Source organism: Flammeovirga kamogawensis, from assembly GCF_018736065.1.
Classification (GTDB): domain Bacteria; phylum Bacteroidota; class Bacteroidia; order Cytophagales; family Flammeovirgaceae; genus Flammeovirga; species Flammeovirga kamogawensis.
In genome coordinates this window covers 116,947-132,300 of sequence record NZ_CP076129.1, presented here as the reverse complement: position 1 = coordinate 132,300, position 15,354 = coordinate 116,947, and the positions used below count along the sequence as shown (strand labels likewise).

The following is a 15,354-nucleotide window of genomic DNA, read 5'->3' as shown; positions in this document are numbered from 1 at the left end:
ATTATTATAAAGAAGTCTTATTTTTTATTAATCAAAGATAGGCTTCTTTCTAAAAAAACAAGAAGAATACATTATTAATAAGTATAAAATGACAATATATTTTTATGGATTTCTTGAATTTTTTATTGAGTTAAAATTGTGATATAAATAAAGATCTTTATACAAAAATTTAGTAATCACATTACATTTGATTTTATATAAAACACTCCAAAAATTATACAGATTATTTTTTTTCTCTATTTTATTAAATTATGTTTGAATATCCGTAATACTTAATTTAAAAAACTAACTAGACTAATCTAAAACTATAATAAATTAAGGTGGATATTTGTAATGAACTAAACTATTTCATTTAAAAATTAGAATCAAAATACTTCAATGCTAGAACAAGAACTAACTAAACAGAAGAAGGATAAAGTACAGCTAAAAAATAATTGGCAGGTTACTAAAACATCTTCTACTATTACATGGAACTAAGAGATGGAAAAGCTTTTCATTTTAAATCGGATAGTATTCTTACTGAAGTAACTAATAAATTTGAACCGTTTAAGGTGTGGTAAATTATATTTTATGCTAAAGAACAAACTAATATTATCTATTATAGCACTTGTACTATTGGGGTGCTCATCTTCAAATCACACAAAAATAGATTACAGACATTTTTTTGATACTCCTCAAGAAAAACACAACTTTTTAATACCCTATTTGGATACTGATACCTCCTACTGGTTGGTGGACAGGTATACCATGGAAAAAAAAGTATATTTAGGTGGTAGACCAATGCGTATTTGGAGTATTATTCCAGAACTAGGTTGGGTATCTATCGTAAATAAATTTGGGAATGGCGTACCTTCGGAAGGAAATTATTATTTCCTACTGGTGTATGATGCTGATGGTAATAAATTAGATTTTTGCACAACAACGCTTTGTACCGAAATTGACGGTACCTCAAAGTATTTTGTAGGGGCAAAAAAAGAGGGTGATGCTTACAAAGAAGCTATTTTTGATGCTAAAACGGCAGAAAGACTATCTCCTTGGTATTATAAAAAATATTGTGGCGTAAACTCTAATAGAATAGTGTATACTGGTAATGGGCATTACGCTATTGTTGAGGAACCTGAAGATAGAAGAGAGAAGGATATTACTTTTTATTCCTTAAAAGACAACAAAATAACAGCTAGCTATAAAAACAAGCAATTCGCTTTTTATTATCCAAGAATTGTAAAAAATTTTATTAGCCAAGGTCAACATACTTATGATATTTCACCAATTAATAAATACAAAGAAGATCATTTCGCTGATAAAAAAACGATGATTGAAAGGTATAAAAATAAAAATTATCAACGTTCAATTATTGTCAATTATAAAGGAGAATGTATTATCTGTAAAAATGATGATATTGAATCTTCAGGGAGGTACTATAGTAGTCCATGGGACTCTACATACCTTACAATAAGAAATAATACCTACCATGATTTGGATTCATTACACCCATCTAAAAGTTATTTATTTACGAATACTGGTGAAAAAATAAATGTGTCTATAGCACAAGAAGGTGGTATAGATTTGGTTCAAAAAAAAAGGTTATTTATAGAATTCAGCTATAAATACGAAGTAGATATATATAGTGATTCGGATGAGCCAGTTCTAAAATACGGCTTCAATCGTGTGGTAGATTTACAAGGAAATGAATACAGTACAGATGAAAAGTTTCATTATTTATTTCCTTTCAATCATAACACTTATCAACTCCTTATTCCAAATAATACTAAAGACCATAAAACAGATTATTTTAACAACAAATTAGAACCAATTGCTCCTATTTTACCTAAAGATATTTTTATAGCTGATCAATATGGAAGTTTTTGTGGAGTTACTGCTTATAATGATAGAGATGAAAAAATTTACTTTCTAGTCGATACGCTAGGCACTGAGATAGTACCAAGAAACCATCACCAAGAAGGAACTATGGTATCACGCTCTGGCTGGCGAACAGAAGAAAATGCCTTTGGGTATGTTATCTCTGCTTCACCAATTGGCGGTGCTATTAGTACTATTTATAACTTTGAAGGTGAACAAATAACTCCTAAGTTTTCTATTTTATTTACTTCTCCTTTTACTAGGCCCTATAATTTAAAAGAAGCTCATTTTCTTGATCTTAATGAATATGTGAAAAACATAAAAAATAATCAAGGGGTAATACGGGCTGCAACAACCAAAACAGGAAAAAAAGCGAAGCTATACTATTACATGGAACTAAGAGATGGAAAAGCTTTTCATTTTAAATCGGATAGTATTCTTACTGAAGTAACTAATAAATTTGAACCATTTAAGGTGTGGTAAATTATATTTTATGCTAAAGAACAAACTAATATTATCTATTATAGCACTTGTACTATTGGGGTGCTCATCTTCAAATCACACAAAAATAGATTACAGACATTTTTTTGATACTCCTCAAGAAAAACACAACTTTTTAATACCCTACTTGGATACTGATACCTCCTACTGGTTGGTGGACAGGTATACCATGGAAAAAAAAGTATATTTAGGTGGTAGACCAATGCGTATTTGGAGTATTATTCCAGAACTAGGTTGGGTATCTATCGTAAATAAATTTGGGAATGGCGTACCTTCGGAAGGAAATTATTACTTCCTATTGGTATATGATGCTGATGGTAATAAATTAGATTTTTGCACAACAACGCTTTGTACCGAAATTGACGGTACCTCAAAATATTTTGTCGGGGCAAAAAAAGAGGGCAACACTTACAAAGAAGCTATTTTTGATGCTAAAACGGCTGAAAGACTATCTCCTTGGTATTATAAAAAATACTGTGGTGTAAACTCTAATAGAATAGTGTATACTGGTAATGGGCATTATGCTATTGTTGAGGAACCTGAAGATAGAAGAGAGAAGGATATTACTTTTTATTCCTTAAAAGACAACAAAATAACAGCTAGCTATAAAAACAAGCAATTCGCTTTTTCTTATCCAAGAATCGTAAAAAATTTTATTAGCCAAGGTCAACATACTTATAATATTTCAATGGTTAATAAAGAAAGACAAGATTATCTTTCTGACAAAAAAACGATGATTGAAAGGTATAAAAATAAAAATTATCAACATTCAATTATTGTCAATTATAAAGGAGAATGTATTATTTGTGAGAATGATGGTGTCGAATCTTCTGGGAGATCCTATAGTAGTCCATGGGACTCTACATATCTTACAATAAGAAATAATACCTACCATGATTTGGATTCATTACACCCTTCTAAAAGTTATTTGTTTACGAATACTGGTGAAAAAATAAATGAGTCTATAGCACAAGAAGGTGGTATCGATTTGATACAAACAAACAAGTTGTTTTTGGAATTTAGCTATAAATACGAAGTAGATATATATAGTGATTCGGATGAACCTGTTCTAAAATACGGCTTCAATCGTGTGGTAGATTTACAGGGTAATGAATACAGTACTGATGAAAAATTTCATTATTTAACTCCTTTCAATCATAACACTTATGAATTATTTATTCCAAATAATACTAAAGACCATAACACAGATTATTTTAACAACAAATTAGAACCCATTGCTCCTATTTTACCAAAAGATATTTTTATAGTCGATCATTATGGAAGTTTTTGCCATGTTTCAGCTTATAATGATAGAGAAGAAAAAATTTACTTTCTAGTCGATACGCTAGGCACTGAGATAGTACCAAGAAACCATCACCAAGAAGGAACTATGGTATCACGCTCTGGCTGGCGAACAGAAGAAAATGCCTTTGGGTATGTTATCTCTGCTTCACCAATTGGCGGTGCTATTAGTACTATTTATAACTTTGAAGGTGAACAAATAACTCCTAAGTTTTCTATTTTATTTACTTCACCTTTTACTAGGCCCTATAATTTAAAAGAAGCTCATTTTCTTGATCTTAATGAATATGTGAAAAACATAAAAAATAATCAAGGATTAATACGGGCTACAACAACTAAAACTGGAAATAAAGCGAAGCTATACTATTATATGGAACTAAGAGATGGAAAAGCTTTTCATTTTAAATCGGATAGTATTCTTACTGAAGTAACTAATAAATTTGAACCGTTTAAGGTGTGGTAAATTATATTTTATGCTAAAGAACAAACTAATATTATCTATTATAGCACTTGTACTATTGGGGTGCTCATCTTCAAATCACACAAAAATAGATTACAAACATTTTTTTGATACTCCTCAAGAAAAACACAACTTTTTAATACCCTACTTGGATACTGATACCTCCTACTGGTTGGTGGACAGGTATACCATGGAAAAAAAAGTATATTTAGGTGGTAGACCAATGCGTATTTGGAGTATTATTCCAGAACTAGGTTGGGTATCTATCGTAAATAAATTTGGGAATGGCGTACCTTCGGAAGGAAATTATTACTTCCTATTGGTATATGATGCAGATGGTAATAAATTAGATTTTTGCACAACAACGCTTTGTACCGAAATTGACGGTACCTCAAAGTATTTTGTAGGGGCAAAAAAAGAAGGCGATGCTTACAAAGAAGCTATTTTTGATGCTAAAACTGCTGAAAGACTATCTCCTTGGTATTATAAAAAATACTGTGGTGTAAACTCTAAAAGAATATTTTATACTGGTAATGGGCATTATGCTATTATTAATGAACCTGAAAGCCCAATAGGAGATAATATTACTTTTTATTCCTTAAAAGAAAACAAAATTACAGCTTTCTATAAAAACTCGGAACTTTATTATTCCTATCCTAGTATTGTGAAAAATTTTATTAACCAAGGTCAACATACTTATGATATTTCTCTTGTTAATAGAAATAGAGAAGATTTCCTTTCTGATAAAAAAACGATGATTGAAAGGTATAAAAATAAAAATTATCAACGTTCAATTATTGTCAATTATAAAGGAGAATGTATTATCTGTAAAAATGATGATATTGAATCTTCAGGGAGGTACTATAGTAGTCCATGGGACTCTACATACCTTACAATAAGAAATAATACCTACCATGATTTGGATTCATTACACCCATCTAAAAGTTATTTATTTACGAATACTGGTGAAAAAATAAATGAGTCTATAGCACAAGAAGGTGGTATAGATTTGGTTCAAAAAAAAAGGTTATTTATAGAATTCAGCTATAAATACGAAGTAGATATATATAGTGATTCGGATGAGCCAGTTCTAAAATACGGCTTCAATCGTGTCGTAGATTTACAGGGAAATGAATACAGTACTGATGAAAAATTTCATTATTTAACTCCTTTCAATCATAACACTTATGAACTCCTTATTCCAGATAATACAAAAGAACATAGTACAGATTATTTTAACAACAAATTAGAACCCATTGAGCCCATTTTACCTAAAGGTATTTTTATAGCTGACCAATATGGAGGCTTTTGTGGCGTTAATGCATATAATGACAGAGATGAAGATGTCTATTTTTTAGTCGATACTCTAGGCAATGAGATAGTACCTAGAAACCATCACCAAGAAGGAACTATGATATCACTTTCTGGATGGAGAGCAGAAGAAAATTCTTTTGGGTATGTTATCTCTGCTTCTCCTGTAGGTGGTGCTATTAGTACTATTTATAACTTTGAAGGTGAACAAATAACTCCTAAGTTTTCTATTTTATTTACTTCACCTTTTACTAGGCCCTATAATTTAAAAGAAGCTCATTTTCTTGATCTTAATGAATATGTGAAAAACATAAAAAATAATCAAGGGTTAATACGGGCTGCAACAACCAAAACTGGAAAAAAAGCGAAGCTATACTATTACATGGAACTAAGAGATGGAAAAGCTTTTCATTTTAAATCGGATAGTATTCTTACTGAAGTAACTAATAAATTTAAACCGTTTAAGGTGTGGTAAATTATATTTTATGCTAAAGAACAAACTAATATTATCTATTATAGCACTTGTACTATTGGGGTGCTCATCTTCAAATCACACAAAAATAGATTACAGACATTTTTTTGATACTCCTCAAGAAAAACACAACTTTTTAATACCCTACTTGGATACTGATACCTCCTACTGGTTGGTGGACAGGTATACCATGGAAAAAAAAGTATATTTAGGTGGTAGACCAATGCGTATTTGGAGTATTATTCCAGAACTAGGTTGGGTATCTATCGTAAATAAATTTGGGAATGGCGTACCTTCGGAAGGAAATTATTACTTCCTACTGGTATATGATGCAGATGGTAATAAATTAGATTTTTGCACAACAACGCTTTGTACCGAAATTGACGGTACCTCAAAGTATTTTGTAGGGGCAAAAAAAGAAGGCGATGCTTACAAAGAAGCTATTTTTGATGCTAAAACTGCTGAAAGACTATCTCCTTGGTATTATAAAAAATACTGTGGTGTAAACTCTAAAAGAATATTTTATACTGGTAATGGGCATTATGCTATTATTAATGAACCTGAAAGCCCAATAGGAGATAATATTACTTTTTATTCCTTAAAAGAAAACAAAATTACAGCTTTCTATAAAAACTCGGAACTTTATTATTCCTATCCTAGTATTGTGAAAAATTTTATTAACCAAGGTCAACATACTTATGATATTTCTCTTGTTAATAGAAATAGAGAAGATTTCCTTTCTGATAAAAAAACGATGATTGAAAGATATAAAAATAAAAATTATCAACGTTCAATTATTGTCAATTATAAAGGAGAATGTATTATCTGTAAAAATGATGATATTGAATCTTCAGGGAGGTACTATAGTAGTCCATGGGACTCTACATATCTTACAATAAGAAATAATACCTACCATGATTTGGATTCATTACACCCTTCTAAAAGTTATTTATTTACGAATACTGGTGAAAAAATAAATGAGTCTATAGCACAAGAAGGTGGTATAGATTTGGTCCAAAAAAACAGGTTATTTATAGAATTCAGCTATAAATACGAAGTAGATATATATAGTGATTCGGATGAACCTGTTCTAAAATACGGCTTCAATCGTGTGGTAGATTTACAAGGAAATGAATACAGTACTGATGAAAAGTTTCATTATTTATTTCCTTTCAATCATAACACTTATCAACTCCTTATTCCAAATAATACTAAAGACCATAAAACAGATTATTTTAACAACAAATTAGAACCAATTGCTCCTATTTTACCTAAAGATATTTTTATAGCTGATCAATATGGAAGTTTTTGTGGAGTTACTGCTTATAATGATAGAGATGAAAAAATTTACTTTCTTGTCGATACGCTAGGCACAGAGATAGTACCTAGAAACCATCACCAAGAAGGAACTATGATATCACTTTCTGGATGGGATAGAGAAGAAAATGCCTTTGGGTATGTTATCTCTGCTTCTCCTATAGGCGGTGCTATTAGTACTATTTATAACTTTGAAGGAGAACAAATAACTCCTAAGTTTTCTATTTTATTTACATCACCTTATAATCAATTTTATAATTTAAAAGAAGCTCATTTTCTTGATCTTAATGAATATGTGAAAAACATAAAAAATAATCAAGGGGTAATACGGGCTGCAACAACCAAAACAGGAAATAAAGCGAAGCTATACTATTATATGGAACTAAGAGATGGAAAAGCTTTTCATTTTAAATCGGATAGTATTCTTACTGAAGTAACTAATAAATTTGAACCGTTTAAGGTGTGGTAAATTATATTTTATGCTAAAGAACAAACTAATATTATCTATTATAGCACTTGTACTATTGGGGTGCTCATCTTCAAATCACACAAAAATAGATTACAAACATTTTTTTGATACTCCTCAAGAAAAACACAACTTTTTAATACCCTACTTGGATACTGATACCTCCTACTGGTTGGTGGACAGGTATACCATGGAAAAAAAAGTATATCTAGGTGGTAGACCAATGCGTATTTGGAGTATTATACCAGAACTAGGTTGGGTATCTATCGTAAATAAATTTGGGAATGGCGTACCTTCGGAAGGAAATTATTACTTCCTATTGGTATATGATGCTGATGGTAATAAATTAGATTTTTGCACAACAACGCTTTGTACGGAAATTGACGGTACCTCAAAATATTTTGTCGGGGCAAAAAAAGAGGGTGATGCTTACAAAGAAGCTATTTTTGATGCTAAAACGGCTGAAAGACTATCTCCTTGGTATTATAAAAAATACTGTGGTGTAAACTCTAAAAGAATATTTTATACTGGTAATGGGCATTATGCTATTGTTGAGGAACCTGAAGATAGAAGAGAGAAGGATATTACTTTTTATTCCTTAAAAGACAACAAAATAACAGCTAGCTATAAAAACAAGCAATTCGCTTTTTCTTATCCAAGAATCGTAAAAAATTTTATTAACCAAGGGCAACATACTTATAATATTTCAATGGTTAATAAAGAAAGACAAGATTATCTTTCTGACAAAAAAACGATGATTGAAAGGTATAAAAATAAAAATTATCAACATTCAATTATTGTCAATTATAAAGGAGAATGTATTATCTGTAAAAATGATGATATTGAATCTTCTGGGAGATCCTATAGTAGTCCATGGGACTCTACATATCTTACAATAAGAAATAATACCTACCATGATTTGGATTCATTACACCCATCTAAAAGTTATTTATTTACGAATACTGGTGAAAAAATAAATGAGTCTATAGAACAAGAAGGTGGTATCGATTTGGTCCAAAAAAACGGGTTATTTTTAGAATTTAGCTATAAATACGAAGTAGATATATATAGTGATTCAGATGAACCTGTTCTAAAATACGGTCTCAATCGTGTGGTAGATTTACAAGGAAATGAATACAGTACAGATGAAAAATTTCATTATTTATTTCCTTTTAATCATAACACTTATAAACTCCTTATTCCAAATAATACTAAAGAACATAAAACAGATTATTTTAATGACGAATTAGAACCTATTGCTCCCATTTTACCTAAAGATATTTATATAGTCGATCAATATGGAAGTTTTTGCCATGTTTCAGCTTATAATGATAGAGAAGAAAAAATTTACTTTCTAGTCGATACGCTAGGCACTGAGATAGTACCAAGAAACCATCACCAAGAAGGAACTATGGTATCACGCTCTGGCTGGCGAACAGAAGAAAATGCCTTTGGGTATGTTATCTCTGCTTCACCAATTGGCGGTGCTATTAGTACTATTTATAACTTTGAAGGTGAACAAATAACTCCTAAGTTTTCTATTTTATTTACTTCTCCTTTTACTAGGCCCTATAATTTAAAAGAAGCTCATTTTCTTGATCTTAATGAATATGTGAAAAACATAAAAAATAATCAAGGGGTAATACGGGCTGCAACAACCAAAACTGGAAAAAAAGCGAAGCTATACTATTATATGGAACTAAGAGATGGAAAAGCTTTTCATTTTAAATCGGATAGTATTCTTACTGAAGTAACTAATAAATTTGAACCGTTTAAGGTGTGGTAATACATAGAAAAAAATACAAACTTTAGAAATTACAAGTATACATAAAAACGGCTTATTCAAGTAATAAGGTAAAAATATACAAATTCATTAAACACTCATTTTAGTTAATTTTCATGAAATAATTAATGATTTTATATCACCTACTTTAGAATACAACATTGATTTATATTGAAACGCTCTTTTATATATTAAATTATTGATAACCAAATAAGTAAATATATGAAGAAGTTATTAAACCTAATTTTTATCTTTATTATTACAACCTCTACTGTTTTTAGTCAATACACTTTAACTGATAGCGATGTTGTAGTTACTAATCATACACTATCAAGTTGTAGTTACACCACCGGAGGCGAGATCATCATTCCTACTAGTTTAGATGGTAGCGAAATTCAAAACATTGCATCAAATGCTTTTGATAATCTGAATTTGACTAAAGTAACATTACCAAGTAGTGTAACTAGTATTCAACAAAACTCTTTCAGTAATAATCAAATTACAGAAATAAAAATTACTGGTGCAAGTGATAATCAAAGTCCTCTAGGGTTTCAAATTTCTACAACTTTTAACGTTGGCTGTTTGAGTGGAAATAATGTAGCAAATGTTCTTCTAACAGCACAAACTCTTAATGGTTACAATTTTAAATATGCTCAAGGATCTTCTTCTTCTGCAGCAGTAACATCTTTTTCTTCAACGTCAACATCAACTGTAGTATTATATCCAGTTTTTACTCCAATAAACTATAACATTACCTATCACAATGTTATTAGTAGCCATACAAACCAATTAACTTATACTATTACAAATACCAATCGAAATTTGTCTGCACCAGCAAGTAGATTAGGGTATAGATTTGATGGTTGGTATACAGAAAGTACTTTTCAAAATGAAATTACTACTTTAAATATTCAAGGGAATACAGGAGATTTGGATATATATGCCAAATGGACTTTAATAAATTATTCAATTGGGTATAATTTTGGAAGAACGCATTCAAATCCTAGTAGTTACACAGTAAATGATGGTACTATCACCTTAACTCCTGCTACAGATACTGATGATCTTTTTATTGGGTGGTATTCTGATAGTAATTTTTCTACTCAAGTAAATACAATTAATCCAAATGGCGCTACTAATATCATACTTTATGCCAAATGGAATGAGAAGCATACCATTACATACAACTTAAACAATGGTGTTAATAGTACTTCAAATCCAAGTTCTTTTTATACTAATGATGCACTTTTAACATTGAGTAATCCAACAAGAGCGCATTATACTTTTGATGGATGGTATGGTGACATAAACTTTAATGGTAGTAGAATAACTACTATAGCATCTGGAACAACAAGTGATGTTCAATTATTTGCTAAATGGACTCCAATAACTTACACAATTACATATCATAGAAATGGAGGTACAGACCTGAACGTTTCAGGTACATCTACACCAGCAACTTATACAATAGAAACTCCTTCTTTTCAATTAGATTATTTAGATGGCCCTGTGACAGGAAGTTATTTTATAGCATGGTATACAGAACCTAATTTTATAAATTCATATACTCAAATTCCAAGAGGAACAACAGGTAACCTAAACCTGTATGCTAAATTTAACTATTCTGGAGTGTCTTATACAATTACTTTTGTTGATGAAGGAATTCACAGTAATTCATATAGTTATTATCATGATGACCCAACTATAGTTCTAAGTAATGCAACAAAAGTAAATTATACTTTTGATGGTTGGTATACAGACGCCTCTTTTACCAATAGTATTACTTCAATAGTTTCTGGTTATAATGCTGATATTACAATTTATGCTAAATGGATTGCTAACACTCCTTCTTCATATACAATTACATACAATGATGCCTATACAAACACCAGTAATCCAAGCACTTATGATGGAACTACCCTCATTACGCTTCAAGACCCTTTCAGGACTGGATATACTTTCTTAGGATGGTACACTGACCCCACATTCACAAACAGTATAACTTCAATTGCTATTGGTACTAATACAAATCTTAACTTATATGCTAAATGGGTGACTAATGCAACTCCTACATATACAATTACATACAATGATGCCTATACGAACACTAATAATCCAAGCACTTATGATGGAACTACTCTCATTACGCTTCAAGACCCTTCTAGAACTGGATATACTTTCTCAGGATGGTACACTGACCCCACATTCACAAATAGTATAACTTCAATTGCTATTGGTACTAATACAAACCTTAATTTATACGCTAAATGGGTTACTAATACAAATCCTACATATACAATTACATACAATGATGCCTATACGAACACCAGTAATCCAAGCACTTATGATGGAACTACTCTCATTACGCTTCAAGACCCTTCTAGAACTGGATATACTTTCTTAGGGTGGTACACCAACCCCACATTCACAAACAGTATAACTTCAATTGCTATTGGTACTAATGTAAATCTTAACTTATATGCTAAATGGGTGACTAATACAACTCCTACATATACAATTACATACAATGATGCCTATACAAATACCAGTAATCCAAGCACTTATGATGGAACTACTCTCATTACGTTACAAGATCCATCTAGAACTGGATATACTTTCTTAGGATGGTACACCGACGTTGCTTTCACAAACAGTATAGCTTCAATTGCTATTGGTACTAATGCAAATCTTAACTTATATGCTAAATGGGACCCGATAATTTATACAATAACTTATAATGATGAAGGTGATAGTAATTCAAACCCTACAAGTTATACGATAAAAGATGCAGTAATTACATTATCAACACCTACAAGAAGTGGTTATACTTTTAATGGTTGGTATTCTGAAAGTTCTTTTTCCAATCAAATTACAGAAATTAGCAATGGTAGTACTGGTAATATTACGCTATTTGGTAAATGGACCAAAGACAGTATTAATTCATTAGAAAATGATTTAAAAATGCTTACGTTTTATCCTAATCCTACAAGTGATCAGATAACCATTGACTTCAAATTCAACAAAATAGAAATTTATAACACCTCGGGTAAAATAGTTTACAGTAATCATAATTACAGTAAAAAAATTGATGTAAGTACGCTTCAGCAAGGTTTATATATTATTAGAGCTACAAATGCAGAGCATAATATTAAATCAAGTAAATTGATTATTGAATAAAAATACTTTATAAATCAAAAAGCTCTCTCAGATGTTCTGAGAGAGCTTTTTTAATTGAAAATAGATAAATTAATTAAAACTCCTTATTACCAAATTCGCTCTTCACTCCTTTAGATTTGTTCTTTAAGCTATTGAAGTTATACGTAATATTGATCATAATTTGATCTACTTCATATACATAATTTGTTGTAGTGTAGAAGCTATTATCTACTACTGCACCTGCATTAGCTCCATAACCATATGCTGTGTAATCTCCAGAAGTAGTAATGCGTTGCTCATTTGTTTCTAGTACACCCATATCCATGTTTAACCATTGTACATTAACAGCTAAACGATCGTCTAAGAATGTTTTCTTTACTGATAAGTTAGGACTGTAGAATCTAGAATCTTGACCTTGTGCTGTAATTCTTTCTGATAAGTAATTAAAAGCAAAGTTTAAGCTCAATGTTTTAGTGATATCAAAAGTTGAATTTACATTAAAGCTATACTGCCATGCCTGAGTATCAATTGGCATAGAAACTAATAATAAGTTATCAGTATCATCATAGTTAAACTCACCAGTTATATGATCGTGGTAAACGTTACCCCCTAAATAGAAATCCCACCATTTTGTTAGTTTCAAACTAGTTCCAAGTTCAAAACCAAATACCTGACTTTGTCCTACATTAGTATATACTCTGTTTAAAACAGAATCACTATCAATTGTATTTGTTCTATTAATTAGATTTTGTGTATTTCTAAAATAAGCTGTTGCAAAAATAGTATGATCGCCAATTTCTTGTACTGCACCCAATTCTACTAAATCAATAAATTCAGGTTCTAAGCTTGCATCACCTTGTTCTAAAGTTTCTGAATGCTCTTTTTCCTTAAAAGGATTCATTTTAAAAGTAGTTGTACGTTCAACTCTCTTAGAATAAGCCGACTTTACTGCAAGACCATCATTTATTTGATATTGTAAATTTGCTGACGGGAATAACTTGAAGTAATCATAGTTTAAAACTTCTTTTGTTGCTCCCGGAGCCGTTCCTTGATAATCTAATACACGGTCCATGTACTCTCCACGAACACCAACACCATATGTCCAATTGCCTTTTTCTCCTGCAAGTTGTGCATACGCACTATGGATATCACGATTTAAATTAAGATTAGAAGAATACTTATGTATTTGATTCCATTCCCCAGTTGGAGTACCATCAATTATAACAGCACTATCATATTGAAAATCACCTCTATGATCTAAAGTTCTGTATTGATATCCAACATCAATTTGTCCAAAAGTCATAGGTTTAAAGCTATAATCTATGTTTGCTCTAAAACCATTTAAAGGGTTATCATTCGTATTTCTTTCTCTTAAATAATAATACTGATTAGCTTCTGGTGTATCAAAGTTTCCTTTCTGGTTATCGTTATATGTTGGGCCACCAAGCATTGTGTACTCGTACAGTACAGAAGCAGATAATTTTGATTCATTATCAAAAGTGTGCGCATAATCCACACTACTCACAAAAAAGTCTGATTGTCTGTTTCTTGAGTTATGGTTATAATATGAAAAAGGCTCTCCTATTGGGGCTCCTGTTGTTGGATCAGATTTCTGGTTATTATTGTAATAAATATCTGCTAAACGTGTTTTATCACGAATACCACCCATAACCGCAATATTAAAAGTATTGTTCTCGTTTGGATCGTACCCAAAAGAAAAACGACCAGAATAATTCTCTTCAACATAACTTCTTTCTCCATCTGAAGGGAAATTTGTTCTATATCCATCGTTCGGATCACTTCTTTCGTCAATAATAGTCCAAACATCTCCTTCTCTTCTACCAGCTTTATCATTTCTTTGGTAAGAAGCACCTAAAGACCAGTTTATTTTATTTTTTTGCTGAGCAATTGTAAAATCACCTCCATAACGTTGTGGGTTGTTATGATTATCATAATTTTCGATTGCAGGCATTCCTATTCGCAAATTAACTTGAGCATATAATCTATCGGCAGCACCTTTTGTAGTAATAATATTGATAATCCCTGCCTTACCTTCTGAATCATATTTGGCAGAAGGAGCAGTTATTACTTCAACATTTTTAATGGCATTTGCGGGCAATTGATTTAAAATAGTTGCTGCATCAGATTGTACAGGTTTACCGTTTAGTAAAACTACAAAACCTGTTGATCCACGTACAGATAAATCACCTTCACCGTTAATACTAACAGATGGCATATTTTTAAGTACATCTGTAGCTGTTCCTCCCGATGCGTTCTCAAATTTAGTAGCATCATACACTTGGCGATCTACTTTTGTTACAGCTGTTAAGGTCTCTCCTTTCACTTCAATTTCAGCAAGCATTTGGCTGTCTTCCTTTAGGCTAATTGTGCCTAATTTAACAGGTCCTTTACTTACTTTTATGTTCTCTTTCGTTGCCGTTTCAAATCCCATAAAAGCAACCGTTAATTTGTAGGTTCCTTCGGTAACTTTAGGAATACTAAATTTCCCTTCAGAATCAGTAACTACACCAGTTACTAGAGCGTTATCTTCTTGGTTATACAATGCTACAGTGGCATATTCTATAGCTGCACTACTAGAAGATTCTTTTACGTTACCTGTAAGTTTAGATTGAGCGTAAGTAAGTGTTGTCACACACAGCAACAATGAAATAAACAGTAGATGTTTACTTATTGTTATTAGATTAAATTTCATTTTTGTAGTCTTA

The 15,354-nt window shown here is 31.1% G+C and carries 7 protein-coding genes; 6 read left to right on the top strand and 1 reads right to left on the bottom strand.

The genetic code is table 11. From position 1 onward, the window contains the following. Nucleotides 1-747: 747 nt before the first annotated feature. The 6 genes from KM029_RS19475 (at nucleotide 748) to KM029_RS19450 (ending at nucleotide 12,649) form a co-directional block, all read left to right on the top strand. The gene (locus KM029_RS19475; protein WP_144076526.1) at nucleotides 748-2,343 is read left to right on the top strand and encodes a hypothetical protein; all 1,596 of its coding nucleotides are present in this window, start codon (nucleotides 748-750) and stop codon (nucleotides 2,341-2,343) included. Between the two features lie 187 nt (nucleotides 2,344-2,530). Next, complete coding sequence (locus KM029_RS19470; RefSeq protein WP_144076525.1) at nucleotides 2,531-4,126, top strand: hypothetical protein; 1,596 nt, start codon at nucleotides 2,531-2,533, stop codon at nucleotides 4,124-4,126. A 187-nt stretch (nucleotides 4,127-4,313) separates the two neighbouring features. After that, complete coding sequence (locus tag KM029_RS19465; protein WP_144076524.1) at nucleotides 4,314-5,909, top strand: hypothetical protein; 1,596 nt, start codon at nucleotides 4,314-4,316, stop codon at nucleotides 5,907-5,909. Between the two features lie 187 nt (nucleotides 5,910-6,096). Then, a complete protein-coding gene (locus KM029_RS19460; protein ID WP_144076523.1) occupies nucleotides 6,097-7,692 on the top strand; it encodes a hypothetical protein in 1,596 nt (531 codons plus the stop codon). Between the two features lie 187 nt (nucleotides 7,693-7,879). Continuing rightward, entirely contained in the window at nucleotides 7,880-9,475 is a 1,596-nt protein-coding gene (locus KM029_RS19455) for a hypothetical protein (protein ID WP_144076522.1), read from the top strand. 219 nt (nucleotides 9,476-9,694) lie between these two features. Continuing rightward, nucleotides 9,695-12,649, top strand: coding sequence for an InlB B-repeat-containing protein (locus KM029_RS19450; protein ID WP_144076521.1), 2,955 nt, complete (start codon nucleotides 9,695-9,697; stop codon nucleotides 12,647-12,649). 73 nt (nucleotides 12,650-12,722) lie between these two features. Here the strand turns inward: KM029_RS19450 and KM029_RS19445 are convergent, their stop codons facing one another. Then, nucleotides 12,723-15,341, bottom strand: a complete 2,619-nt coding sequence (locus tag KM029_RS19445; RefSeq protein ID WP_144076520.1) for a TonB-dependent receptor domain-containing protein — start codon at nucleotides 15,339-15,341, stop codon at nucleotides 12,723-12,725. Nucleotides 15,342-15,354 lie beyond the last annotated feature (13 nt).

What these genes read in the sequence shown, in the direction of transcription:
- KM029_RS19475 (WP_144076526.1), top strand. Translation starts at nt 748, where the DNA reads ATGGAAAAAAAAGTATATTTAGGTGGTAGACCAATGCGTATTTGGAGT.
- KM029_RS19470 (WP_144076525.1), top strand. Translation starts at nt 2,531, where the DNA reads ATGGAAAAAAAAGTATATTTAGGTGGTAGACCAATGCGTATTTGGAGT.
- KM029_RS19465 (WP_144076524.1), top strand. Translation starts at nt 4,314, where the DNA reads ATGGAAAAAAAAGTATATTTAGGTGGTAGACCAATGCGTATTTGGAGT.
- KM029_RS19460 (WP_144076523.1), top strand. Translation starts at nt 6,097, where the DNA reads ATGGAAAAAAAAGTATATTTAGGTGGTAGACCAATGCGTATTTGGAGT.
- KM029_RS19455 (WP_144076522.1), top strand. Translation starts at nt 7,880, where the DNA reads ATGGAAAAAAAAGTATATCTAGGTGGTAGACCAATGCGTATTTGGAGT.
- KM029_RS19450 (WP_144076521.1), top strand. Translation starts at nt 9,695, where the DNA reads ATGAAGAAGTTATTAAACCTAATTTTTATCTTTATTATTACAACCTCT.
- KM029_RS19445 (WP_144076520.1), bottom strand. Translation starts at nt 15,341, where the DNA reads ATGAAATTTAATCTAATAACAATAAGTAAACATCTACTGTTTATTTCA.